This window comes from Microcoleus sp. T3_A4 (genome assembly GCF_036700465.1).
Taxonomy (GTDB): Bacteria; Cyanobacteriota; Cyanobacteriia; order Cyanobacteriales; family Microcoleaceae; genus Microcoleus.
In genome coordinates this window covers 42,852-68,850 of sequence record NZ_JAUBOY010000021.1, presented here as the reverse complement: position 1 = coordinate 68,850, position 25,999 = coordinate 42,852, and the positions used below count along the sequence as shown (strand labels likewise).

Sequence of the window (25,999 nt, the reverse complement as noted above, 5' to 3'; positions counted from 1 at the left end):
ATTAACTCATCCCTTTACACTTTAAGGAGAAATAAAATGGCTGAATTTGACCTTGGTACCTTGCCATCTAATAGTGCCGTAGTAGTTCCGCGCCGCACTATCAGTAATCTCAACAGCAAAGACACCTACAGTTTCCGTCTGGATAGCGATAAAAATATCAACCTTGGGCTGGTTGGTATGACCGACGATCTCAATGTTCAACTATTTCGCGACTTCAATGGCAATGGCTTAGTTGATGGTAACGATAAGCAAATTGCTATTTCCGATCGATTGCGTTTGGATGAAGTAATCAACTTGTCCTCAGCAGTTGCTGACGTTGATGCAGGCAATTACGTGGTGCAAGTCAATCGGAACCGTGCGTTCAACGATACTCCCTACAATTTGAGAGTATCGGCTGACGCGATCGGAACACCCAGCAAAGTCCTCGCCATAGAAGATGATTTCGGTGCCGTCTTTTCCAACGACAAACCAAGAACTCATCAAGGTTCTGTGGGTAACACCGACACCACCGATACTATCCATCTCGCTGTCAATACCCAGGGATTTTATCACTTTGGTCTCAATAATCTCAGCGCTGATGCCGATCTCCGATTGATTCAAGACAAAAACAACAATCGCGCCGTCGATGCAGGTGAGGTAATTGGAAGTGTGGTTAAGCGAGGCACTATTTCCGAAGGATTTGTCCAAAACTTGGCTCCGGCAACTAACTACTATCTTCAAGCCTCTCAATTCACAGGTAACACTAATTACTCTGTTACCTTGACTCCCATTCCCAACTAGAAAGTCCTGGGTAAAAACTCTATCTGTAGGGTGCACACTGTGCACCTTACCCTATCAATTGTTCGTTCAAATGGCTTTAATTGAAGCCAGACAGCTATGACCGCAGTTTTATTACAAATCCGCAATCGCACCATCTCTGGGGAGGAGATAGTTCCTCGACTTGCCAGCTACCAAATGCTGCCCCAATTATACCGCGAAAGCATCATTGATGAAGCGATCGCCCCCATCGATTGCACCGCTGAAGAAATCGTGAATGCCAGCCAGCAGTTCTACGAACAAAATCAACTGCTGGACGAAACCACACAGCAGATTTGGCTAAAACAGCACGGAATGAGTCGGGAATTTTTAGAGAATGTTTTCATTCCGCGACTGCTCAAAATTGAGAAATTCAAACACCAAAATTGGCATCACAAACTAGAGTCCTATTTTCTGCAACGCAAGCGATCGCTAGATCGAGTCATCTATTCTTTGATTCGGGTTAAAGACGCAGAAATTGCGCGAGAACTGTATTTTCGGATTCAAGAAAAAGAGCAATCCTTTGCCGAACTGGCGCGCGAGTATTCCCAAGGCCCAGAAGCTCAAGTCAATGGAATCCTTGGCCCGGCGGAACTCGGCACAATCCACCCGAACTTGGCGCATCTGTTGGCGATCAGCCTGCCCGGTCAGCTTTGGCATCCTATCCCTGTAGAAGGATGGCTGGTGATCGTCAGATTAGAAACATTGATTCCGGCTCAGTTTGATTTAGCGATGCGTCAACGTTTGCTGCGCGAATTGTTTGAAATTTGGGTGCAAGAACAGATAGGTGAAATGTTGAATTGACGGGCAGGAATCTGACTATCGTACCCCTGCATAAATCTTATCTTCCAAATAGAAACTTTTGAATACCATCACGCTTAAATTATGATGACACAAACATTCGATCAAACCAAAGCAGAAGCATTCGCCGGACGGATGCTGGACATTCTCAACAGTGGCGCACTCTCCGTCATGATTTCGATCGGGCATCGCACCGAACTGTTCGACACAATGGCAGAATTGCCGCCCTCTACCAGTCAACAAATTGCCGATGCTGCCGGATTGAACGAACGCTACGTGAGGGAATGGCTCGGTGCAATGGTAACGGGTCGGTTGGTGGATTATAATTCGATCGACAAAACCTACACTTTGCCGACAGAATATGCAGCATTCCTGACACGGGCTGCGGCTTCTGACAACATTGCCCCCTTTGCTCAATTCATTCCGGTGTTGGCATCGGTGGAAGACCGGATTATCGATTGTTTCTACAAAGGCGGCGGTGTACCCTACTCCGAGTTCAAACGTTTTCATGCCGTGATGGCAGAAGATAGCGGTCAAACCGTGGTATCTGCTCTATTTGACCACATTCTGCCACTGATTCCCGGACTTACCGAAGCGTTGCAACGGGGTATTGAGGTGCTAGATGTCGGCTGCGGCTGCGGGCGAGCACTCAACAAGCTGGCGGTCGCCTTTCCGAATAGCCGATTCACAGGCTATGATTTTTCGGGAGAAGCCATTGCCCATGCCAACACCGAAGCCCAACTGCGGCAATTAAGCAATATCCAGTTTGAGGTCAAGGATGCCGCCACCTTGGATGAGTGCGATCGCTACCATTGGATCACCACATTTGATGCAATTCACGATCAAGCCAGACCCGATATTGTACTCCAAAACATCTACAAAGCGTTGTGTCCCGATGGCGTTTACCTGATGCAAGATATCCGCGCCACAACGGATGTCGGCGGTAATCTAGAGCATCCCATTGCGCCCTTACTCTACACCATTTCTTGTATGCACTGCATGACTGTTTCTTTAGCCTACGGCGGCATGGGATTGGGCACGATGTGGGGTCAAGAAAAAGCGCTGCAAATGTTGAGTGAAGCTGGGTTTAGCAGCGTTGAAATCAAGCAACTAGCCCATGATTTCCAGAACGACTATTATATCATCAAAAAGAGCTAAAATCATGTGCAAAATTTGTGCGATCGGTCAACAATTGCATAAGAAAAAACAGCTTAAATGCGGGTTTTTGGATACCAGCCAATTTTCGGTATTTATCAATCTGAAGCAATTGTCTTCCACACCGGAATTCAAATCATCTCAACCACTTAACAGTTCTCAATCATAAGTTAAGCCCCTGGTTTAACACCCAGGAATCATAATCACAAAGAGGTTAATTTTTCAACTGTTTAAGTGGACACGAATGCTCAAGTTATTAACCCTGACTTAAGAGGAATAAAGCCTTTACTATGAAACTGTTTGTAGTAAGGACTTTATTCCTTTCAACTCTCAAGCAGCAAATGATATAAATAGCGAGGCAATACCGATCGCGATCGCACCGATACCCATCACAAAAGACCAGAAGCGGTGATAACTCTTAACCGTCGTACCGCTATCGCTTTCAAGCTGAATCAAATCCATCCAAGGTGCAACACCCCGGCGGAACCAACCCAATGCGCTAACATCCATTCCAATCAAACTTTCAACCCGTTTCATGCCAAACAGGAAATTACCAAGTGGCCCAAAACGAGAAGCATATCGCAGATAAATCATTCCCGTTCTGTCTTGCAATTTCAAATCTGAACCGAAGGCATAACCCGCATCGCCGCGACCAATTAATTCGCCTTGTAGTTGCGCCGGCTGACCCCGTAAAGGGCTTGCGTAAGGGTCAGACATTAAGGTTAAAACATCAAAATGTTCTGCTTGTTGGTAATTCGGGAACATCACCAGAGTCTTGAGCAAAATTCCCGTACCCAAACCGATTAAAGGACAAGCAACCATCATCATCGGGTTTACAGCATACAGGGAAATGCCGATCGCAAAACCCACCGCTAAGCCCAGAGTTTCTGCACTGTACAGCAGCACATCGAACACAAAATTGCCGTACAATCTCCGTTTGCTCAAATCGTTGCCTTCGGCGACAATTCGACCCATATCAAACTCAATATCCAAGCCTAATTGTTCGGCATAAGTGCTCAAAGCGCGAACTCGTTTACCAGTCAGCGGGTGAGTCGAGTTCAACTCCATCCACCAACCCCACGGATTAAACATATCCCACAAAAACACTCGTCCAATCTTTTCTGGTTCCGAAGAAATCCGGTAAGCGGTACCGGTAGAGGTGGCAGCTTTGGCATCGTAAATGCCTAAAGCGCGAGTTCCTTCTAACAAAATGCTGGGTTCCGTTGCTCTTTGTCCTTCTTCCAAAATACCGTAAGCAATTTTTACCAAAGCGCGAGACAAAGCATTGGGGTTGCCAGTAGTTTCGGCAGCAAAATGGTCGGCAAAATATTCTCGCGTCCGCGACAAATACAGTAATAAATAAGTGCCAGCGATGTAAAACAAATAAGCAACAGCAGCTACAGTAGCCGCCGCATCTTTAGCTTTTTCGCCACCACTTCGACCCATTCTTTGAGTTGTAGTGTAAATTAAATAAGTAATCTGCACCAAAGTCGAAGCTAAAGTCATTACTGCAAAGTCCCAGTGGACGATGTGACCGAGTTCGTGGGCGTAAACAGTGGCAATTTCCTCGTCGTCTAAATAGGTAAAAAGACCTTGACTGACGACTAAACGAGCGCTGTTGGGAAATGAACCGTAAGTGAAAGCAGTAGGGTTTTGGTCGTCGATAATTCCTAAACGCGGAGAAGAGAGTTTTTTCTGCTTGCAAACCTTCTGAATAACTTTCGCTGTTTCGGGACTGAGGCCTTCAATTTCTGCTAGGGAAACCCAGCGGGTATTGTAGAGCCAATTTTGGCTTAAGTCCATCAAGTAAGGCGATAGGAAAAAAGCAGCGATGTTAAAAATCAGAGTTATGGGAAGTGCGATCGCCAATCCGGTAACTGGATCGGGACTACTGAGAATCAAAACTGAGGCTAAAGATAGCGCTAACACCATACCAAACAGCAGGCTGAGGGTGACGCCGGAAGCTAAAACGAGATTTCCGCCAGTTTTCTGTATCAGTTTAACGCCTGCTTTGGTGGCTCGCCCTGCCTTGCGTAAAGGGGCATGAGATGACATAATAATCTCCAAAGGTTATTGACAAATGGAAATGACCGTGGGATTTTATCTATACTTCCCTGTTTTAACCTGTTAATGCGGATTGCTGTCAGGGGTCTCAACAAAAATATAGAATTTCCTCTAAAATTGTTAAGACTGAAAACCGCCCCGAAATTTATTTGTGCGGATTCAATTCACAACTCAAAATTCAAAACCAACAATCAAAACTATTTAAAACTTACTGCCATGTCTATTATTGAAATTGCCCAAAAAACGCGCGTATCTGCTAGAAAGTTGGCAGTTTTGTCGACTGATGCCAAAAATCAAGCTATTGAGGCTATTGCGAAAGCTTTAGAATCTGCTGCGCCGGATATTGTGGCGGCGAATGCGGCTGACTGCAAGGCGGCCCAGACTGATGGAATAGCGAAACCGCTGTATGATCGCCTCAAGTTGGATGAGAGCAAGTTGAAAAGTGCGATCGCGGGCGTGCGCGACGTTGCGAAACTCCCAGATCCCGTAGGTGTCGTGCAAATTCACCGTGAATTGGATACAGGATTAATTCTGAAGCGCATCACCTGTCCTTTGGGCGTTTTAGGCATTATTTTTGAAGCGCGCCCAGAAGCTTTAATTCAGATAGTATCCTTGGCAATAAAATCAGGAAACGGCGTCATTCTCAAAGGCGGCAAAGAAGCAGTCCATTCCTGCGAAATCTTGACAAAAGTGATACATCAAGCATTAGCAGAAACTCCTGTTAATCCAGAAGTCGTGCAGTTGCTGACCACGCGGGAAGAAACAATCGAACTGCTAAAAATGGATGAATATGTAGATTTGATTATTCCCAGAGGTTCTAATTCCTTCGTGCGGTTCGTGCAGGAAAATACTAGAATTCCAGTCTTGGGACACGCCGACGGCATTTGTCATTTGTACGCAGACAAAGCGGCGGATATTCAGAAAGCAGTAGAGATTTCTGTCGATGCAAAAACTCAGTACCCAGCCGCCTGCAATGCCATTGAAACTTTGTTAGTCCATAGTGCGATCGCCCCCGTTTTCTTGCCCGCAGTTGCCGAAGCTTTGCAGCATAAAGAAGTCGAACTGCGGGGAGACGAAAAAACTCGCGCTATCCTCGAAAATATTGCCGAAGCGACAGAAACCGATTGGTCTACAGAATACAGCGATTTGATTTTGTCAATCAAAATAGTAGATTCTGTGGAAGAGGCAGTTAACCATATCAATACTTACGGTTCCAGACATACAGATGTCATTGTTACCGAAGACAGCGAAGCCGCCGAAACTTTTTTAAATGGAGTCGATGCGGCCGGAGTTTATCACAATTGCTCGACTCGATTTGCCGACGGTTTCCGCTACGGTTTCGGTGCAGAAGTGGGGATTAGCACGCAGCAAATGCCGCCTCGCGGCCCTGTCGGTTTAGAGGGGTTAATTACCTATAAGTATCGAGTTGTTGGAGATGGCCATGTTGCCGCGAGTTATGTAGGGAAAGATGCTAAGGGGTTTACGCATCGAGATTTGTAAATCCTCCATAGCCGATCAAACCAGACAATAAAAAAGTCGGTAGATACTGAATCTTAAGTAAAGTGTCTCTTCTCCTTCATCCATCCCAAAAAAAGCGATCGCCCTCCCCGGTAAACAAACTTAGCTACAATAAGCTATACTGTGCTCGACGACTCCCCAAATCGAACAATTTGCCGTGGTTTATGTCTAACTCCTCCCTCCTCACCCCTGGTTCGACTCTCGAAAAACGCTACCGCATTCTCCGCGAATTGGGCCGCGGTGGCTTCGGGCGGACTTATCTCGCCGAAGACATCAACCGCTACAACGAACATTGCGTCCTCAAAGAGTTTTCTCCGGTGGTTCACAGCCCGAAAGCGGCCGAATTGTTCGATCGCGAAGCGAGTATGCTTTACCACCTCCAACACCCGCAAATTCCAAAATTTCGAGAACTCCTGCGAACGGATTTGGGCGGGAATCCATCTTTATTTTTAGTGCAAGATTATATCAAAGGTCAAACCTACGAAGAAATATTGATATCGCGCCAGCAGCAAGGTAAAAATTTTACCGAAGCCGAAGTTACTCAACTGCTATTTCAGCTTTTACCAGTTTTAGAATACATCCACTCGAAAAATTTAATTCACCGCGATATTTCCCCGGATAATATTATTCAGCATGATGCTGACAAACTACCATTTTTAATTGATTTCGGTTCTGTTAAGCAAATCGCAGCCAATGCCGTACTTCAGTTTAACGGACAATCGGATACGGCTATCGGCAAACAGGGTTATTCGCCAGCGGAACAAATGCGGCTGGGTAAAGTTTCTGCTGCTAGCGATTTGTACGCTTTAGCCGTCACGGCTTTGGTACTGTTAAGCGGCAAAAAGCCTCAAAAATTGTACGATATCAATAATAAAACTTGGGATTGGCGATCGCACGTCAGTGTCAGCCCAAATTTAGCCAGCGTATTGGATCGGATGTTAGCAGAACAACCGGGCGATCGCTACCAATCTGCAAAAGCAGTCCGCGAAGCACTCAAAGATCCAAAACTCTCTCACATTGGCAGTATAATTTCCCAAATGGTGACAATGAACTTTGTTGGTCGCCCTTTCAAAAACACCACTCAAACTGCTACCAGCAATCATACTCCTGTTCACCAAAATCCTCAAATTGTTAATAACAACCCCACATTCAAGTTAATTCCTTGGAAAACCCTAGGCAGTTTAAGTGTGATTTTGGTGCCCGGAATTTTAGCTTTTAGTGTAGTCAAATCTGGTTTCACGTTGCCAAAGTTGCCGGATTTACCTAAATTTTCGTCGCGCCAGCAACCTCCCAATACATCCTTAGAGGAAGCCGAAATAGTTCGTCAAGAAAAGATTGGTAAACGACGTAAAAATCTCAACATTAATCAAGATATATTCTATCAAAAAGTGGATGAATTATATTACAATAAATATCCAGAATTCCAAGGTCGTACCTTGACAGAAAAGCCTGAAGATGCTGAAATTAGGCGGAAATGGTATGAAGTTGCTGAGGATTTACTGGACAAGTTGGAGAAAGGAGGAGAGTTGTGAAATTTAAGATAGAATAAGAGTGATTGAACCACAGAGAGCGCAAAGAGCGCAGAGGCAGAAGGAAAAGGGCGAAAAAAGAGAGGGAAGGGAAAGAGAACTTTATCTGGTTTAATACAAATTGGTATAGACAACGCACTTTTAGTTTATTGCAAAATGGATTCTATTCAACTTACAGGAATTCGCTGCTACGGATATACGGGCTATCTGCCGGAAGAGCAAGTTTTGGGGCAGTGGTTTGAAGTGGATGTTACTCTCTGGCTGGATTTATCGCAAGCTGGAAAAAGTGATGATATTCAACATACTCTTGATTACCGCAGCGCAATTACTCTGATTCAAAAGCTAGTCAAAGAGTCGAAATTTTTATTAATCGAACGCCTAGCAGATACTATTGCTCAAGCGCTTTTAGAACTACCGTTAGTCGAAAAAGTTAAACTACAACTCTCGAAACCTGCTGCCCCCATCCCTGATTTCGGAGGTAGAATTACTCTAGAAATTACTAGAAGTCATTAGTCATTAGTTCTTAGTCCTTAGTCCTTAGTCATCAGTCTTTAATCTGCATTAGTTTGTCGCTAATGACTGATGACTATTGACTGATGACTATTGATGAATTACCACTTCAGCAAGTTAAATTCTTCCATGTCTACCGTATTGCGGTTGCGATAAATCGCCAAAACAATTGCCAAACCCACCGCAGCCTCAGCCGCCGCTACCGTAACTACAAACACGGTAAATACTTGGCCCTTAATTTGTACAGGGTCGAGATAATTGGAGAAACCCATCAAATTGAGATTGACAGCATTCAGCATCAACTCGATCGACATCAACACGCGCACTGCATTTCTGCTGGTAATCAAACCGTAAATACCAATACAGAAAAGTGCGGCGGCTAATAACAGGAAATACTGGAGTTGCAGTTGCATAAATTTTGCGATTTTGTCTCAATCTAAAGTTACTACAAAACTAACACTATGGTGCGCTAGGCGCACCATAATATTACTTAGATTCTGGCGAAGACACATCTCCGGCAGAAACTAATTCGCGAGGTCTTTCCGGCAAACTCAAAGCAGGTGTTTCGGATAGCTTCTTTGACAGTTCATCCGGGAAGAAATCGCGGCGCGCCAACACAATTGCTCCTACCATTGCCATCAACAAAAACACTGATGCTAACTCGAAAGGCAGCAAAAAGTCGGTGAAGAAATGTTTGGCGATTGTGACGATCGAACTTTCGGCCGGTGCTCCTGTCGTCGCGACAATAGCCCAAGGAGTAGAAACCACCATCGTACCCAAAAGCGCAAATAAACCAGCACAAACCAGTGCAGTTGCTACTTGACGCACCCAAGCGTTGGGAATTGTGCGGAAATCTTCTCGCTTGTTCACCAACATAATCGCAAACAAAATCAAGACGTTAACAGCGCCAACATAAATCAATACCTGCGCTGCTGCTACAAAGTCGGCATTCAGCAACAGGTACAAGCCGGCAATGCTGGTAAATACGCCGCACAGCAAAAATGCTGAGTAAACGATATTTGAGAACAGCACTACTCCTAGTGCTCCTGCAATCATCATTACCGACAGTATGCCAAATGAAACAATTTGAACCCCTTCAGCTAGATTCACAATTTTTTATCCTCAATTATTAGTTTTCTATTGTTCGTTTTTACTCATTAGTTAGCAGTCATTAATAATTGGTTATTTCACTAATGACTGATGACTGCTGACTAATGACTAATTACTTACTTTTCGATAATTTCCTCTGGACGCAGACCGGCGCGGCGATCGGTGTAGGAAACTTCATGGGGGTCGATCGCACCTTTCGGCAAATAAGCGAATTCCCGCATCGGTGTCACCATCGGATCGTCTGTAACCTTGTAGGGTAAACGTCCGAGGGCCACGTTGTCAAAATTCAATTCATGACGTTCGTAGGTGGCTAACTCATACTCTTCTGTCATCGACAAACAATTAGTCGGACAATATTCTACGCAGTTGCCGCAGAAGATACACACTCCGAAATCGATACTGTAGTGCTTGAGTTGCTTCTTCTTAGTTTCTTTGTTAAATTCCCAATCCACTACAGGTAAGTTGATCGGACACACCCGAACACATACTTCGCAGGAGATGCACTTGTCAAATTCAAAGTGAATTCGACCCCGGAAACGTTCCGAAGGAATTAGTTTCTCGTAAGGATACTGCACCGTAATCGGCCGGCGTCTCATGTGGTCAAAAGTAACAGATAGCCCTTGACCGATATACTTAGCAGCTTGAAGAGTCTCTTTGGCGTATTCGCCTACTTGATTGAGGAATTTTAGCATGGTGTTCTCTCTCTGTACTTGAGTTTTTGGTAATTGATAATTAATAATAGGTAATTGGTTAACAGCTATTTTTGTTTAGCTGTTGCCCTTTACCTATTATTAATTAACCGCCAAAAGCAAAGGGAAAGGCAAGTTTCAAAGCTGCGGTCAATAGCAAATTAACTAGAGCAACGGGAAGTAAAAACTTCCATCCCAAATTTAGCAATTGGTCGATCCGCACTCGCGGCAGAGTCCAGCGGAGCAGAACTGCCAGAAACAGGAAAAAGTAGGCTTTCAACATGGTCATTGTAATGCCCAGCAAGCCAGTAATTACCTGTAACCAAGGAGTCGTCTCGCTCAATCCCAGGGCATTTGTCAGCACTCCGACAGGAATCGGGCATTCCCAGCCGCCGAGGTACAAAACTGCTACTAGCAGGCAAGAAAGGACGAGGTTAACGTAGGAAGCGATATAGTACAAGGCAAATTTCATGCCTGTATACTCAGTCTGATATCCTGCTACCAATTCTTCTTCTGCTTCTGGAAGGTCAAAGGGTAAACGTTCGCATTCTGCTAGTGCTGCGATCCAGAAAATCAGGAAACCTGCAGGTTGCCGCCAAACGTTCCAGCCGACAATCCCGTAGCCTGCTTGCTGCTGTACGATGTCGATCGTACTGAGGCTGTTGGACATCATCACAACTGCCAATACTGCCAAAGCTAGGGGAATTTCGTAGCTGAGGGATTGAGCCGCGGCTCTGAGTCCTCCGAGGAGGGCGTATTTGTTGTTGGAAGCATAGCCGGACATCAGCAAGCCGATCGGCTGAATGCTAGACAGGGCAATCCACAGAAATATCGCTGTCCCCATATCGGCGATCAGCATATGCTCTCCGAACGGCACGATTAAGTAGGAGAGAAAAACTGGAATCACCACAATTACCGGGCCTAGGGTAAATAGTAGCGCGTCAGCTTTTGCCGGTACAATGTCTTCTTTGAATACCAACTTCAGACCGTCAGCAACGGGTGCTAAAACTCCCAGAGGGCCGATGAATTCCGGGCCTACCCGCTGTTGAGCGGCGGCGGAAATTTTCCGTTCCAGCCAGACGCTAGTGAGTACCCCGAAAACGGCAGCGACAATCATCAGCAACATTGGCAGCGGTAGCCAAAGCACTTGGGCGATGTCCGCCGGTAAGCCCAAATTCATGAGGGCTTCTACGAAACTTCCTTGTAAGTCAATTCCTGGGTTCATTTGTCCAGCTTTTGAGCGATCAGCATATAATTTTTCACCCGTCCTTTGTAGGAGTAGGCTTAGAAATCGGGGTCTTTGTAAAGATTTTTAATGCTTTACCGCCTAATAGTATATCCCCCGACAGGCTCCAAGAACGCACAGACAAGGTGAAGTTCTAATTATATGAGCCTGCAGCGTAACTAATGGGTGGGTAATTTATGGTTGAGGGTTGACTGTTGACGGTTGAGGGTTGACTGTTGACTGTTGAGTGCCCGATCGATTTTGAGTAAGAAATCAATCTGGATTTACGTACTCTCGTGCCTCCAACCTCGCTCCCTCCTAGCCATTCTTAATAACAGGGGGAAACAATATCTGTAGGGGCAAACCCCCATGGTTGCCCCGATGGCTGAAACGCCCATTCGAGCGTCGGTGGGGGATAGGCACGGGGGCACTACCCCTACAAAACCATGATTTTCCTGAGAATGAAACAGCCCTGGGATGCGAGGAGGCTCTAGACTCAGCTATAAGCCAGATATAGGCCAAACAAAAGGGCCCAGAGTTAACTCTGGGCCCTTTTAATGCTTTAAAGTAACTTTCAAATGGCTTAAACCATTGATTTTACGCTACTTCTTTTATGGAACTGGGCAGAATCGAACTGCCGTCCAAAATGGGTATTAACCTTCCGATCGTTCACAGGTTTATCCCCTCTAATCCTCGGGGCGGGAACCATTTTTATCCCAAATGGGGGGATTTTCTAGTGATTGCTTTCCCAGCTAGCCGACTAGAAACGTTTAGCTAGGGCATCCGTTGGGGGTTGTTATGCTACCTTTAACGGAGTGAGGTGGCATACACTCTAAACCAAGCTCAAGAAGTTTTTAGGCTACAGCTACGGCTTTGCGAGCGAAAGGAACGATGTTGTTCGCATTTACTATTTTTTTTGAGCCGATATTAACGAGAGTAGACTCCCTCTCGACCTGCATCACGGAGCAGCTTTCGCCACCCTGTCGAAACCATTACAGCCCCTCGTGTGTTCTTTTATGATAGACAATATTTCGTGTTGCGTCAAGTCGATATGGGATTTTCGATTTGGGATTTTCGATTTGGGCACAAAGCTGAGTCGGGAATATTTACATCTTGCACCATTTTTTTGAACAGGGAAGATGCCTGTTCCACAAGAGTTCCAGTTTTTTTGGGGTGGGCCCTCCTAGCCCGACCTTGAAAGGTTTATTGACAGTGGTCAAGTCGATTTTAGATTTGGGATTGTAGATTTTCGATTGGGGACTAAAGAAACCGGGTTTTTTGCTGTTAATGCGGGCTGTAACGAAGTATCTGGCAAAAAAACCCGGTTTCTGACCACCCGTGCGTAATTCCTAATTAATGCAAGTTGTCGTCCCAGACGCCGATGTAAATCCGATCGCGCTCATTGCGTTCGATCATCCCTTCGAGGGAACCCTTCCTAAACGTAAACCGATTACTCCGGCGCTGCTGCACGTCGCCCAAGCCTTGCAAAATCTCGCTGCTGGCGCCGCCCACCATCCCGTTTAAGGCGGTTCGCACTACCAAATCGTCCACCGACTGGGCAAAAGAACCCTCTGTTTGTACTAGCTGGCCCGAATCGCGATCGTAAATGTAGCCGAGAGTAATCCGATTTGGCAATATTTCGTAAAGTGCGGTGCGAGTATTTGGCCAATAGCCCCGCGCTTGAGAGTCAGTCGGTTCTCCCAATTCCGATAAAATCTGACTTTCCGGCGTACCAACCGCATACCCAGGGATTGTGGGAGTCTTCTGATCATTGGTTCCCGGTTGTTCGCTGGGTGCGGGCGATCGATCGGGCGGCAACTCTTTGTCAACAAGTTTTTCTGTTGGTGTGGGTTCGACAGCCTCCGGAGAAGGCGCTGGTGTTGGCGCTGGTGCTGGTGTTGGAGTTTCAGCAGCCGGTGTTGGAGTTTCAGCAGCCGGCGCTGGAGTTTCAGCAGTCGGCGCTGGAGTTTCAGCAGCCGGCGGAGTTTCTCTGGGAGTCGGCGAGAAAGGCGTTGGTGTCGGCGCGGGAATGGGTGCGGGGTTTGAGCGCGCGTCTGGATCTGCGGGGGTCGAAGTGCGATCGTCCTGGGCTATCGGTGCGGGTTCCGAAGACGGCCGGCTGAGGAAAACCCTAGCAATCCCGACCAAACCTGCAACAATAAGTGCGATCGCCACGAGCCCCAAAATCCACCAAACCTGGCGGTTGTTGTTCCCTGAAGGCACCACCGCAGGCGCTGTTCTCGATCCCACAGGCGACTGAGGCCCGTGTCCCGGAATCACCGCCACCGTCGGCCCGGTGCTCGGCGACGCAGCACCAAGAGGCTGCCCGTGCAGCAGCGACAGCCACTCATCCACGGTAGCAGGGCGATTTTGAGCTTCTACCGTCATCCCCCGCATCACCGCAGAGCTGACTGTCGTACTTAGCTGAGGCTGCAAGTCGCGGGGTGAAGGCATCGGCTGGCTGGTACGCAAAATTGCAGCCACCGGCACCTGTGCTGTCAGCAGAGTATAAAGCGTCGCCGCCATACCGTAAACATCTGTTGCGGGCGTATATTTTCCTTGGGCAAAATACTGTTCTGGGGGTGCGTAGCCGTCGGACACCATATTAGTGTGACTTTGGGTTGCACCAGGAGTAAATTCGCGGGCAATGCCAAAGTCAATCAGCACGACTTCCTGAGTACCTTGGCGCAAAATAATGTTTTGTGGCTTGACATCTCGGTGCAGCAAACCCTTTTGATGAACTGCCTTCAAAGCAGCCCCAATTTGAGTGATGTAGAGAATTGCGAGATTTTCTGGCAGCGGATTATTTGAACCGACTACATCGCCCAAATTCTGACCGGCAATGTAGTCCATCACCATGTAAGGCTGCCCGTCTTCGACAAAGAAATCGCTGACGCGGACAATATTCGGATGAACGCAGGAAGCCAACCGCCTCGCTTCGTCTTGAAACTTGCGATCGAACTCAGCAAAATTGGGTTGCTGCCGCAGAGATTCGTTGAGGGTTTTAATGACTACAGGCTGTCCTAAATAGCGGTGATTTGCCCTGAAAGTTATTCCAAAGCCGCCGCGGCCCAATTCTTGTTCGAGGGTGTACTTTCCACCCTGTAAAGTTTTGCCGATTAGCGCATCCATAGGTTCAGGCGATCGCGTACCAGATAATATGGCTGATTATTGCACGTATGGTCGGCTAAGTTACCAGTCTAAAGGGCGATCGAGAAGTGCGATCGGCTCTAAGTAGCAGGTTGACTTCTAGGTGACGTTGATACTTGTCTCCCGCCTCAGACCAGGTGTGAGTGTATCCGATGAGCTTTTCCGATCGCTGAAAAATCTGGATTTTTTCTGAAAGCAGCATTCAAATTCATCCTTTTTTCAATTTTCAATTAATACTTTTGCCACTTTTTCTAACAGAGATGACTGACTGTTTTCACCGATTTTTAAAACATTTTGAGTTAGCGTACTAAAATGTAAAGCTGTGATGGGATGGTCGATCAGCTCAGATGTGGGAATTGACTCTCCGCCATATCTCTTCCCAATCAAATGATAGGATCTAAACCCTTTCTTAATCGAGGCGGCAATATTTTGCCTTGGAGGTACATTATACTGAATAAATGTTTTGTTCTTCAAATCCAAACATATCATATTTTGGATTCTGTTGATAGGTTTAATCTCGCTGTTGTAATGGGATACCAAAGGTAAGAATCTACTACTCTTTTCACTTTGGTTTTTTCGATCAATTGTTAGTTCTCCGCTTTCCAAGTCTTCAATAATACCAGTCCGTCCAATTAACGTTGGCGTATACAAGTCGTCTGTATAACAACTAATATACAGCTTCTCTGCGTCATCTACAAAATATTTTTGATCGTTAACTAATTTTTCTGAATTATTTCTTCGCCTTCTTAAGAATCGAAACTTAGATTCTATTTGTTTTAAGTCGTATATGACATTTTTTATGTATATACAACCATCTTTGTAAAGAAATTCTACCGCAACCGCTTTAGGTTCCTTGTTTCTGGGGCTGCGGACATAAATACTAAAAAATTGTTTTTCAGGAAATGGTTGAGGAGTAATAGGCAAGCCCAAGTTTGGATTTAAAATACTCTGCGCGATCCAGTTCTTAATTCCCAACTCAATCAATACCTTCTGAAATTCTGGGGAAAGATTTATCTTGTATCGTTCGCAGAAACTTTCCCATTGTTTGCTATCTGCTTGTTCTTTGAGATAACAAAAAATAGAGTCCTCTACATCCAATATTTTCCCTTCTGTAAAAGCTTGCGTCTCCTTGTGTAGACTATCTCGATCTCGATCGATTTTCCAATTTGTATAATTAAAAACCGCAAAATTAGTTTTTTCATCTCCCACAGCACGAAATTCTGGTATATTTATCCCCTGTGTGCTAAAAAACTGTCCCGTCTCCAAATAGTTAAATTTTTTCTTTAACTGTGAATAGAAATCTACTTGCGATTGATTATCTATTGTTGTTGATGGATACCACAGATTGTCTTTTGCCTGATAAGCCATCGAACCTGCTTCTTCCTCCAAAAGTTTATTGAAAACTAGATAGTTTTTTCCTGCTTCGAGTTGAATATCTGACCATTTAATAGATTCCGTAATTCTCCAGCACACTTCGTCCTCACCGTCAGGTACTTGTTCGTAGGTACTTACAGTTTTTCCATCCTTGTAAAATGCGATCGTAGATACCCCTTGATGTTTCAGGAAGCATTGCAGAAATTGTCTGTCAGATTGAGTTAAATCGACTCCTGTATTGTTAATAATCTCTAAGAATTCTACAGAGTCTATGTTTTTGATAAAAGGGTTTTCCAAGTAGTGGTCAGCCTGAAAATGAAGAGACTCAAAAGCAATATTACACTCACTTAAAAAATTCTCAAGTTTTGTCATGAGGTTTTGGTAGTGATAAAGCTGAGTTTTTTTGAAATTCTCATAGTTTTTGGGGTTTTCATCAAATTGCATAAAATTTATTTTATTTTTTTTCCGAGCATCAAGATCGCGATCGAAGTAGTAATTCTTATCTTTGTATAGCTTTTTGTATAGCAACACATCTCCTAAGTCTTCTCCATCTACAGTCTTGTATTTCTTTTTGTCTTTCTGTAATAAGAATTTTCGGCTTTTTCTAGAAAGTGTTAATGTTAGTACATCGTAGGGATTGTATTTGATGAACAAATTATGCCCCCACACAAAAAGAGCATCTTTCGATTTGGGATTGGTATTCATGGAATGAAGTAAGAGTAATTCTTCAAAACCATTTATGGTATCAACGGATAAGCCTTGAGAAAGAATATAAAACTTGAAAATGAGGTTGAAAATTCTTTCTCGATCGCTAGAATTTTCAGTAAATAACTTTTGCCATCCAGAATGACTTTTATTAGGGGATAAATAGAACACGTATTTTTTGCCATTGGTGTAGGAGAGGAAGTATTGAATTTCTGAACTTTCCCGTTTATCCCCACGTTCGTCCAGACGTTTTTTGATTTCATTCTTAATGTGTTTATGCTGCTTTTTATAAAAATTAGCCTGTGCCTCCTCATTTTCAGGGTTTTCCTCGTCAGCCTGCCTATATTCAAGCTGAAAATGTTCTATCCCTTGTTCATTTTTAAATAAATACTGAAACAGTTTTTCTGCGAGTTTTTGTTGATTTTCTAAAATCTTGAGTTGGTTGGTTCGCGATATATCTGATAATGCTTCTACTTTATTTTTCATGTTATTTCTCCTTTTGAAACAGAAAGTTTGTGAGGATATTGGATTGTACTGGAGAATTGCGATCGTCAAAGACAATCAAATTTCCCGAAAATAGCGTGGGTGAGTATTGTTGATTTTTTTCTTGGGCAGCGTGCAAATTAAGAAGTAGCCCCCTTGCGGTGCTAAATTCTGGATAGTCTGAAACAATCGCCTTCAGCTTGTTTTCGGTTTTATCCAGCGTCTTTTTGGACAGGCGATTTCCCGAAGCCACGCTCCAAGCTTTAACATCAATACAAAATAGCTTATTCTCCTTGACATAGTACAAATCAAACCGCTCGTATAGCTTACGATACTTTTTGAAATCTCGCAATGACTCAAAACCATAGATGGATTTTATGGCTTTCCAGTCTTTACCGTTGAAAATTACATCTTGAATCCAGTGTTGCACAAAATTTTCAGCAAGTGAGGGATACAACACATCGTAAAAAAAATGCGGACGCGGAATATAAGTATTAAAAACTTCAGGTTGTGGAATCAACTTGTTGTACTGTTTGTAGATTGAATCAGTCGAAGGATCTCGCGAGCCAATTTCCTGCTCTTCTGAATCATAGGAGGTATCGCTGATTTTTAGATATTCAGGATATAACCGCTTCTGGTAAGGATAAATTTTTTCGCCATTGATGCTATCGCTGATAATCTGGAATTTTTGGCCTCTTTCTTCCTCGGAAGCCAAATATGGCGTAAATTCAACTTGTTCTGGGTTGTGATAGAATAATGACTCAAGAAAATCATCAGGAAATAGCCCTGAATCGCGCAACTTTTCCAGATACTTGGCTGGCTCTTTGAAAACTATTGGATCGCGCAACGCATTCCACGCTTTTGTGATGTTGTCAAAAGTATGTTTGTTAAGATGAAATAGATCAATTTGCTCCAACATTTCTGTTCTAAACGCTTGGAAAGCCCGAGTGGCATCAATCTCATCAATAACATGAGCGTCATAATCCTTAATAGATCGTTTTTTCTCTTCTTCTCGAACGCTTAAGTAAACTTTGTGGTTGTTAACGGAAAACTTACGAATTTCCTCCTTTTCTTTCCCTTCCAGGTATCTGTAAAAATTGACTAAATTTTTTCTGGTTTCTTCATTAACAAATATTTTTACCACTTGGTTGGGAAAATCGCGTCTCTCAGATCTGCCGATCGCTTGCAAAACTTGTTTCCCTAATAAAATCTGGTGTTGCTGCTCTCTAAATGCTCCCGCTTCTGGTTGACTGAGGTATTGGTTGAAATCTTTGATTTCAATATTAGACTCTCCCAAGTTGACAATACTTTTCATTAAGGCAAAATGGTAACGCGTAATAGAAAGTCCAGAATCTTTTGATTTGTTAAGTGATGGCCCCATTACTGTATAGTAACTGTCCATTAACAAAGCTAAAGAATCGAAATCCTTTTCATCGCCTTTGTGGTTTTTGATGATAGCATTAAACCCTTTGGAAGCTGACTGGTAAGCCGATATAAAGAAGATTTTCTCCCCTTCTTTTTCAACCAGCTCATCCAAATACTTGTGAGGAAGTTTTTTGTCGCAGTAAAGACTGTTGAATGATGCCTCGTACAAAATTATTTTAATCCGAATCTTACTCTGATATTTATTATGCTTCACTTCCACATAATATATATTTGGATGTTCTGCTGACACCTCAAATATAAAGTCAGCACGATTGAGTAGCTCGCAATATTGAATCAACTTTTTAACCCAGCGTAAAGTTTGAGTAAAAGCAATAGTTTCTTGAATAGAGTCATCCTCAAACAGGTAAAACAAGAAACGAATAAACTTTTGAAGTTCTTGGATTTTGTAACTTCCCAGCCAATTCCCATCCTGCTTGATATCGTCGATAAAACCTTTTAAAATCTTTTCTTCAAATCGTTCCACAACTTTTTGAGTTGCGTTATTTGGGAAAGACAATAAATCCTCACCGAAAAACTTTACTGCAATCTGTCGCTTCGCCTCACGACTCTCTCTGATGTTTTCGCAAAGCGATACTTCTTCCTCGCTCATTTCCTTAAAGGAACTTTCACCGGATTCACTAGCATTCCGCAATTTATCTTTGAAATACTGCATATCATAGCTCGTGCTTAAATCTCCTAAAATTCCTCCTGTTGCTGAAATCAGAAAAATTACATTACTATTATTGCATAACATGGAATTTATCTTGAATTCAGGCGAAGTCAATATAGCCGTACTACCAATAGAAACTTCTCTAAGAGCGCGATCGATCAGATTATTTTTAGGATTTTGATAACGAGAAATTTCTTTGATATTTACGATCGACTTATAACTTTCATAGACATAAGCAGTATTTAAGTATTTTAGCAGTTGATTTGGCGAGGGGCTTTCTTCACGTGCCTTTTGGACTCTAGCTATTTGTTCTGACCAAATTTCTAAAGAACGGGATTGAGAATCTTCAGCATCTAAGACCTTCGCTAGAAAATCTTTGATGGTTTTGATTTGCGAGCGCACAGCGAGAATGGCATAAATTAACTCTGCTACAGAGGTATTATCTGCAACTTTTTCCTCGGCGATTTGGACGTGCCCGCCAGAAGGTTTGGTTAAAAACAATTTTTGCAGAGGTTCGAGGTTGTAGATGTATAGGTTGTTGTATGCAAAAATGTTCATTAAATCATCACAGATTTTATTGTAAAGCTTTTGAGGAATCAATAAACTTCTATTATTCTCGAATTTTGAAATAACTCTGGATAACATTTCAAAATCTACTATAATGGGATTTTTTTCATCATTATTCTCGAAAATTCCAACAATTTCTTCCATTGATGCGTCAAGCCCATTTTGAATTTTTACTATTTGTTCTAAAAAATTGATAGAGTTTCCCTCCTCAAAGGTCAACCGTTGATATATGCGGGCGAATTTTTGCAGTTTGGGTTCTAGGGCTTTGTCTTTTTCAAAATGTTCTTGAAATTCGTAAAAAGCTCCCTTGTTCTTATCTATGAAATTTAAAAAATCTCTGTTTTCATTGTTTTTAGTTGAAAACAGCATAGAAAATTCTCTATTGATAGATGACAGCGCATTATTGATGGCCAGTTTTTCAGGAGATATGATATCAATCTTCTTCTCTAGCATAATTTGATAGCCATCTTCCTGCTCATCCAAGGCAAGGATAAACTTTCGGTAGTTGTCTGTATGCTCAATAACGTATTTATCGAGATGACTGCTTTTCTTTATCCATTTTGTACCGTTGTGGATAAAGTACGGAATAAGCGTTTCAAATTTATCATACGTGAGCATTAAAATTCCAGATTTATTTTGCAGAAGATGGAGTGGGAAAAATAGTTCAATTAACTTTGAGCATTCAGCAGGACAATTTCTTTTATCTAATTCACATTTGATAAAAAATTCTAAAAAGCTTTCAATTAAATGATTCAGTTCCCGTCTGGCTCTCGTAATTTCAGAATCATTAAAATCCTCATCTCCCAAACCTGTGTTTTTTACATATTCAAGGCGTTTAATCACCTCTTTTACTTTCTCAAGGTTGCGTTTATTTTCCTGAACCTTTTCCTCAGAACATACTTTTTTATCGATTTTCCAAAGTTTTGTGTTTTTGAGAATAGAAGATATCAATTCCTTGTATAATTTGATATACTCATCCGTCGTTTTCATTTCTAACGAATTTATTTTATAGACGGGAATATTTGGGTATTGGCTCTCAACTGAAGTTGGAACACATAAGTGTTCTCTCAATGGGGCAACATATATACCGATTATTTGATTTTTTGGATGTTCTTGTATGGTTTTATAAATCGCTTGAAACAATTGGTGAGTTTTTCCTGAACCCGTACCATAATTGATAAGTTTTAGTTGGGGACGGTTTTCGAGAAAGCTATCTTCAATAGTTGTAAGGTAGGAATTAATAATTTTGCAACGAACTGATTCTAACTGCTGATTAATATCGTCTGTTTGCTTTTGCATTATGTGTTATCACCTTATCTAGAGTAAATACATATCGTGGGATAGTCTTTTCTTTGACTGATACCCATAGTAGCGCCTGAACTCTTGTGCTTTGTATCGTAAATTGCTAAACACCAGTTTTTTGGCATCTTTCTGTGCCTGTTTGGTGTATACCAAATTCCAATTCACCACTCCAACTCCCTAGCGCAATCCTCAATTGGCGTTGCCATTCCTTCCCGAATTGATTCCCGCATCCCCGCTACTGAGAGAAGATACAATGTTTCACGGGCAACCGATGCGGAGTCTGATTCAGATAATAATACTGTATTGCTAGTCTGTCCTGCGATCGCGATCGGTTGAAGTGACTGACTCATGGGAGCGATCGACTGTTGCAACTGCTGTTGAGCTTCATTAATTGGGATCATAATTTTCCACTTGTCTAAATACACTTTTCTAATTGATATTGGCTGGCTGTAGACACTGCTACAACTGCCCCAGAAACTTGTCGTACTCTGCGTGTGAACCAACCCAAAACCAGATTACAGTGTCTCCATCCAACTGACCAACTGCTCGATAGTTCTTGCTAATTCGGGCTGAGTAAATTGGTAAGTCAGGATGCACCTTCTTGAAACGCAGGCTTGGATGACTTGGGTCTTCCTTGAACTGGCGATACGCCCCGCGTGTCTGCTGTTGAACTTGTTCGGGTAAATCAGCAAATAATCTACGGAACTCGGTTGTAGTGTTTGACTTCACAATGTTTCTGGATCGAGTTCTTGGGTTTTGCCTGCACGATACTCAGCCATTGCGGCCGCTGCGAGTTTAGCAAGAGCATCTGGGGAACGGGAGAATGCTTGATCCCAGCGCCTATCGTCTTCAAGTTCTTCCAGAATCATTGAAGCGAGGGCATCTTGCTCGCTGGCAGACAATGTTTTTAACTTGGCGATCGCACGTTCGAGTAACTCAGTCATGGCTACCACACTTTTACAATGAAAATGGCATCCTATCTATTATCCCTTGTTTCAGCCAAGTTGAGGGTAGGTCGAACAAATGGCAGGCTAATTATCATCATTAATAACTACGGGAAACCCACTTCTATGTTTTCTATTAGCTTTTTCATGCACTTAAATACATCTCTATATATCGCAAATGCAGGGATTCCATTATTCAGTCAGAGTGTTTTCTATCAAATTATTTTGCTAATCCCAATTATCGCGATAGAAGCTTTCCTTCACAAAAAAATACTCAATCTCAGTATCCTAAAAGCAATTTTTATTGCTTTTATAACAAATATCATATCGACGATTGGGGGAGGTTTTATTATCCTCTGTATTGGGGCGTTTATTGGACATATCGTCTTCCAAACAACCGTGCCTGTACAGCCTGGTTCTTTTCCATTTCTGCCGTTGGAAATTATGATTACACTGATTCCTATGTTTTTCTTTTCCGTTTACCTAGAATTATTAATAGGTAGTTGGGGACTAAAAATAATTGAAAAAAGCCAAGTTAATAAATCATTTTTAATAGCTAATTTATTCACTTACTTAATGCTTGAGGTATTAGCTCTTACCCAACTTCTCAAGGGATACATTGAAGGGCGTGGCTAACCAAAACGTTCTATATAGTCGCATCGCTGATCGACATCTTGAGCCACCATCATTGCATTGATGTGGGTAAAGATGCGATCTAATTCCCCAATGGCGTCGAGTTCCGCTACCTCTTCTGCCATTAGTTGATCTGCCTTTTTATTCTCTAACAATTGTTCCATCCGCTGTAGCAGCGGTTCACTAAATTTGAACAACTTCCACCCATCGACTTTTTCAATGCAAATCTCATGGACTAACGAGGAGGGTTTGTTGAGAATTGAAACCATTGTAGGCTCCGAGCTTCGGGTTTTAGGTAGTGACTAGATTATAGCTTTTATTCAATCTGGCAGATTTAATGCTCCAACCGAGAACCTTCAAATTACCGCCAAAACCAGTGACTTAAACAGCCAAACGGCGTTACAGTTCAAGTCGGATGATATTCATCCCTGCTTATTTGCCATCGCCATATCTTGCCTTCTTCAGGATCGTCCACCTCTGCAATGAACTTCATTCCCACTTTTTGCAAGACGCTATTCGAGGCATTTTTTTCAGCTAAAGTGTGAGCGATCACTGCTTTCACCTCCTCGTGATCAAAAGCATAATCAATCATTCCCTGTGCCACCTCAGTTGCAAATCCGCGATTCCAATATTCAGAAGCAATTTCATAACCTATCTCTACATTCCCCGACTCATCAGGTGAGCCTGTGAAACCTCCATTGCCGACAAGCACTTGATTTTTTGGATGAATAAAGAAGTAGCTGTGCCAGTCAGTTGGAGGCGGATTGGATTCGCAAGATTCGTCAGCAGGGAGGGAAAATGCTTCCGGGAAATGAGGCCAGCTATTAGGCACTATGACATTTAAAATTGCTGCAAGCTGGCTTTTACTTCGTAAGAAAGCTTCTATGTGAATCCTTTCGACGGCAAGTAGTTGAAGATTCTTAGTTGTAATCATTTTTCTACCTTGTTTAACAAGTATGAGATCACACTATGGCACTATCGAAATGCTGTTCTCGGAACCCTGGCGAGTTGGTAAGCACCCCGACTTTCCAACAATTGATATTGATTTGGCTGCAATCCTAATTCCACAAATTTTTCTGGATATCCCAGCAACAAAATAGAGGGAGAAGTTGAGTTTTTAGATTCCTTAATGTAGTCGATCGCCCTTCTGACAGCTCGGTAGTAAGTCACCGGCCCTTCGGTATAAAAAACCAGACTGGGTTTCCAGAAACCAACCATAATAAACTCTTCCCCCGGCAGTTTTTGTTGAACCGCAACCTGCGCTAATTGTCTCAGAGGTAACTGGCGGTTGATATCGACGACTTTGTAGGCGGGAGTAAGACCAAAGATGATAAATGCTACTAACCCGATGAAGTTAGCAACCAAAATCCAGCGTTGTTGCCGCTGCCAAAGTAAAAGTGCGATCGCCACCCCTGTAGTTATCCAAATCGTACCGCCGACAATCAGCAATCCCGACTGCTGAATTGCTTGGGGAAAATTGGGCATTGCCGGGTCGTCTCCCAGCCAGTTGTAGCAGTAGAAAGTTGCTCCGGCTATAATTAATAAAAATACGACATTGAAAATGTATGTAGCTAACAGCCCTCGCGGTAAAGAATTCGGTTTTTTTTCTAACTTTACCCGCTTGTTTTCGGGTTCATTGCCTGCAATAATATCGCTCCACAGCAGCGTTACCAAAATTGCAGCGGCGGGGATTAAAGGCAATACATAACTGGGCAATTTGGTCACGGCGATCGTGAAAAAGCCAAAAATGCAGCCGAACCAAAATAGGGCAAATAAACTCAACTGAGCCGATCGCGGTTGACGACGCCAGTAACTGCGCTGCCAAAAACGGGTGCGGGCGATCGCCACCGGCAAATAAATCGACCAAGGTGCAAAACCAACTAGCACTACAAAAAAATAAAAATACCAAGGGGCCGAGTGCTTGTTGACTACTCCCGTAAAACGCTGGAAATTGTGATAGCCAAAAAAGCTGTCAATATAAGTTTGACCGTTGTCTAAAATAACGAAAATGTACCAAGGCAAGGCGATCGCCAGAATAATCAAGATTCCCGACACCGGACGCATTTCGCGCCAAAGTTGCCGAAAATTTCCCAAATAAAGCCCGAAGCTGCCAACAATCAGCGCTGGCAAGACAATTCCCACAGGCCCCTTAGCCAGAATTGCTAAGGCAATTAGTACGTAAAAAGTCAGATACCATTTATTGGGAAATCGGGAAGCGGAAACGGGGAAAACTTCTGCTTTTTCTCTCTGTTCTTCTAGAGTGTAACCGAGAAAAAATGCGAGGAGTGCCGAACACATACAACTAACTAATAGCATATCGGAAACGCCAGTCCGTCCCCAGGCAATAGTTTGAGGATTTAAAGCTATTAGGGCAGCACCAATCCAAGGAGTAGAAAAAAAGAGGGGAAGACGGGGAGAGGGGGAGAGTGGGAGAGTGGGAGAGTGGGAGAGTGAGGGAGGAAACATAGTTACATTCATCCGTGTATCCGTGTCCGTATCCGTGTCGTGCTCTTCCTTCTTCCTCCTTCCTTCTTCCTCCTTCCTTCTTCCTCCTTCCTTCGATAGGGTATAAAATCCGAGGCAAGTCAGACCGATCGCGCACAAGGCTGAGGGAAGACGCACGGCCCATTCGTTAACGCCCAGAGTGCGGTAAGCCACAGCCATCAGCCAGTAAATCAACGGCGGCTTGTCAAACCTGGTTTCGCCGTTGAAATAAGGAGTGATCCAATCTCCTGTCACCGTCATTTGACGGGCGGCTTCGGCAAACAACGGTTCGGTTTCGTCAACTAAACCGATGTTGCCGAGATTCCACAAGAAACCTACCCAGGCGATCGCGCACAGCCATAAAATCGATAGCAGCAAAGGTGCGATCGGGCGATTTCTAAACTCTGACAAACTTTTAATAACTTCCTTCACCCAAACTTCCTGCGATTTTAGATTTTAAATTTTAGCTCGCATAGAGAGTCTACCGAAAGATTCGCATTCTCGAAACTCCCCATTCGATCGAATCTGGTTAAACTCAGATGTTGCACCATTCTCAACAAGGCTTTGATGGGCGGGCAGGATGCCCACCCCACAAGAAAATTCACTCTTTGTGGAACAGGCATCTTGCCTGTTCTTGAGAATGGTGCAAGATATCAGTTCAACTGAGATGTTGCACCATTCTCAACAAGACTTTCATGGGCGGGCTCTCCTGCCCAACCCCTACTCCCCACAATAAAATTCACTCTTTGTGGAACAGGCATCTTGCCTGTTCTTGAGAATAGTGCGGCTATGTGAGGTTAACTCACATAGCCGCACCCTTCTCAACAAGACCGGATCAACAGGCTTTCTCGACCAAAATCTCCGCA

Annotated in this window: 22 protein-coding genes and 1 other RNA gene; 7 read left to right on the top strand and 16 right to left on the bottom strand. The window is 43.5% G+C overall.

All coding sequences use genetic code 11. The features are described 5' to 3' along the window. Positions 1–36: 36 nt before the first annotated feature. From QUA07_RS13660 to QUA07_RS13650, 3 genes are all read left to right on the top strand, one after another. Positions 37–780: a hypothetical protein gene (locus QUA07_RS13660; RefSeq protein WP_333325970.1), complete on the top strand. Its 744-nt coding sequence runs from the start codon at positions 37–39 to the stop codon at positions 778–780. Between the two features lie 96 nt (positions 781–876). Then, the gene (locus QUA07_RS13655) at positions 877–1,599 is read left to right on the top strand and encodes a peptidylprolyl isomerase (RefSeq protein ID WP_333325967.1); all 723 of its coding nucleotides are present in this window, start codon (positions 877–879) and stop codon (positions 1,597–1,599) included. A gap of 81 nt (positions 1,600–1,680) precedes the next feature. Then, a complete protein-coding gene (locus QUA07_RS13650; RefSeq protein WP_333325964.1) occupies positions 1,681–2,754 on the top strand; it encodes a class I SAM-dependent methyltransferase in 1,074 nt (357 codons plus the stop codon). 327 nt (positions 2,755–3,081) lie between these two features. Here QUA07_RS13650 and QUA07_RS13645 read toward each other — a convergent pair whose 3' ends face one another. Continuing rightward, a complete protein-coding gene (locus tag QUA07_RS13645; protein WP_333325961.1) occupies positions 3,082–4,806 on the bottom strand; it encodes a M48 family metalloprotease in 1,725 nt (574 codons plus the stop codon). 225 nt (positions 4,807–5,031) lie between these two features. On the opposite strand from QUA07_RS13645, the gene QUA07_RS13640 reads away from it, so the two are divergent. The 3 genes from QUA07_RS13640 (at position 5,032) to folB (ending at position 8,375) form a co-directional block, all read left to right on the top strand. After that, a complete protein-coding gene (locus tag QUA07_RS13640) occupies positions 5,032–6,315 on the top strand; it encodes a glutamate-5-semialdehyde dehydrogenase (RefSeq protein WP_333325958.1) in 1,284 nt (427 codons plus the stop codon). Between the two features lie 182 nt (positions 6,316–6,497). Next, on the top strand, positions 6,498–7,865 hold the full coding sequence (locus tag QUA07_RS13635; protein ID WP_333325955.1) for a serine/threonine-protein kinase: 1,368 nt from the start codon (positions 6,498–6,500) through the stop codon (positions 7,863–7,865). A gap of 153 nt (positions 7,866–8,018) precedes the next feature. Beyond that, positions 8,019–8,375: a dihydroneopterin aldolase gene (folB, locus tag QUA07_RS13630; protein WP_333082878.1), complete on the top strand. Its 357-nt coding sequence runs from the start codon at positions 8,019–8,021 to the stop codon at positions 8,373–8,375. Positions 8,376–8,473: 98 nt separating this feature from the next. Here folB and nuoK read toward each other — a convergent pair whose 3' ends face one another. From nuoK to QUA07_RS13570, 12 genes are all read right to left on the bottom strand, one after another. Continuing rightward, positions 8,474–8,779, bottom strand: coding sequence for an NADH-quinone oxidoreductase subunit NuoK (nuoK, locus tag QUA07_RS13625; RefSeq protein WP_228042566.1), 306 nt, complete (start codon positions 8,777–8,779; stop codon positions 8,474–8,476). A gap of 79 nt (positions 8,780–8,858) precedes the next feature. Beyond that, a complete protein-coding gene (locus tag QUA07_RS13620; RefSeq protein WP_333230560.1) occupies positions 8,859–9,482 on the bottom strand; it encodes an NADH-quinone oxidoreductase subunit J in 624 nt (207 codons plus the stop codon). A gap of 116 nt (positions 9,483–9,598) precedes the next feature. Further along, entirely contained in the window at positions 9,599–10,174 is a 576-nt protein-coding gene (gene ndhI, locus QUA07_RS13615; protein WP_333042046.1) for an NAD(P)H-quinone oxidoreductase subunit I, read from the bottom strand. Positions 10,175–10,277: 103 nt separating this feature from the next. Beyond that, the gene (gene nuoH, locus QUA07_RS13610) at positions 10,278–11,396 is read right to left on the bottom strand and encodes an NADH-quinone oxidoreductase subunit NuoH (protein WP_333325951.1); all 1,119 of its coding nucleotides are present in this window, start codon (positions 11,394–11,396) and stop codon (positions 10,278–10,280) included. A 611-nt stretch (positions 11,397–12,007) separates the two neighbouring features. Then, positions 12,008–12,398: a transfer-messenger RNA gene (gene ssrA, locus QUA07_RS13605) on the bottom strand. 351 nt (positions 12,399–12,749) lie between these two features. Further along, positions 12,750–14,528, bottom strand: a complete 1,779-nt coding sequence (locus tag QUA07_RS13600) for a serine/threonine-protein kinase (RefSeq protein ID WP_333325948.1) — start codon at positions 14,526–14,528, stop codon at positions 12,750–12,752. 55 nt (positions 14,529–14,583) lie between these two features. Then, positions 14,584–14,748: a hypothetical protein gene (locus QUA07_RS13595; protein ID WP_333325945.1), complete on the bottom strand. Its 165-nt coding sequence runs from the start codon at positions 14,746–14,748 to the stop codon at positions 14,584–14,586. Between the two features lie 17 nt (positions 14,749–14,765). Further along, entirely contained in the window at positions 14,766–17,111 is a 2,346-nt protein-coding gene (locus QUA07_RS13590; RefSeq protein WP_333325942.1) for a hypothetical protein, read from the bottom strand. Position 17,112: 1 nt separating this feature from the next. Next, the gene (locus QUA07_RS13585; protein WP_333325940.1) at positions 17,113–21,069 is read right to left on the bottom strand and encodes a hypothetical protein; all 3,957 of its coding nucleotides are present in this window, start codon (positions 21,067–21,069) and stop codon (positions 17,113–17,115) included. Positions 21,070–21,233: 164 nt separating this feature from the next. Further along, entirely contained in the window at positions 21,234–21,473 is a 240-nt protein-coding gene (locus QUA07_RS13580; protein WP_333325937.1) for a type II toxin-antitoxin system prevent-host-death family antitoxin, read from the bottom strand. A gap of 58 nt (positions 21,474–21,531) precedes the next feature. Further along, entirely contained in the window at positions 21,532–21,801 is a 270-nt protein-coding gene (locus QUA07_RS13575; protein ID WP_333325934.1) for a ParE family toxin-like protein, read from the bottom strand. After that, the gene (locus tag QUA07_RS13570) at positions 21,798–22,016 is read right to left on the bottom strand and encodes a hypothetical protein (RefSeq protein WP_333042039.1); all 219 of its coding nucleotides are present in this window, start codon (positions 22,014–22,016) and stop codon (positions 21,798–21,800) included. Before QUA07_RS13570 ends, QUA07_RS13575 begins: the two co-directional genes overlap by 4 nt. Positions 22,017–22,034: 18 nt before the next feature. Between QUA07_RS13570 and QUA07_RS13565 the strand changes: the two genes are divergently transcribed. Then, positions 22,035–22,652, top strand: a complete 618-nt coding sequence (locus QUA07_RS13565; RefSeq protein ID WP_333325931.1) for a hypothetical protein — start codon at positions 22,035–22,037, stop codon at positions 22,650–22,652. Here the strand turns inward: QUA07_RS13565 and QUA07_RS13560 are convergent. The 3 genes from QUA07_RS13560 to QUA07_RS13550 form a co-directional block, all read right to left on the bottom strand. Next, positions 22,649–22,918, bottom strand: coding sequence for a hypothetical protein (locus tag QUA07_RS13560; RefSeq protein ID WP_333325928.1), 270 nt, complete (start codon positions 22,916–22,918; stop codon positions 22,649–22,651). The genes QUA07_RS13565 and QUA07_RS13560 overlap by 4 nt on opposite strands. 137 nt (positions 22,919–23,055) lie before the next feature. After that, positions 23,056–23,583 (bottom strand): GNAT family N-acetyltransferase, encoded by a 528-nt coding sequence (locus tag QUA07_RS13555; RefSeq protein ID WP_333325925.1) that lies wholly within the window; start codon positions 23,581–23,583, stop codon positions 23,056–23,058. A gap of 41 nt (positions 23,584–23,624) precedes the next feature. Next, positions 23,625–25,565: a glycosyltransferase family 39 protein gene (locus tag QUA07_RS13550; protein WP_333325922.1), complete on the bottom strand. Its 1,941-nt coding sequence runs from the start codon at positions 25,563–25,565 to the stop codon at positions 23,625–23,627. Between the last annotated feature and the right edge of the window lie 434 nt (positions 25,566–25,999).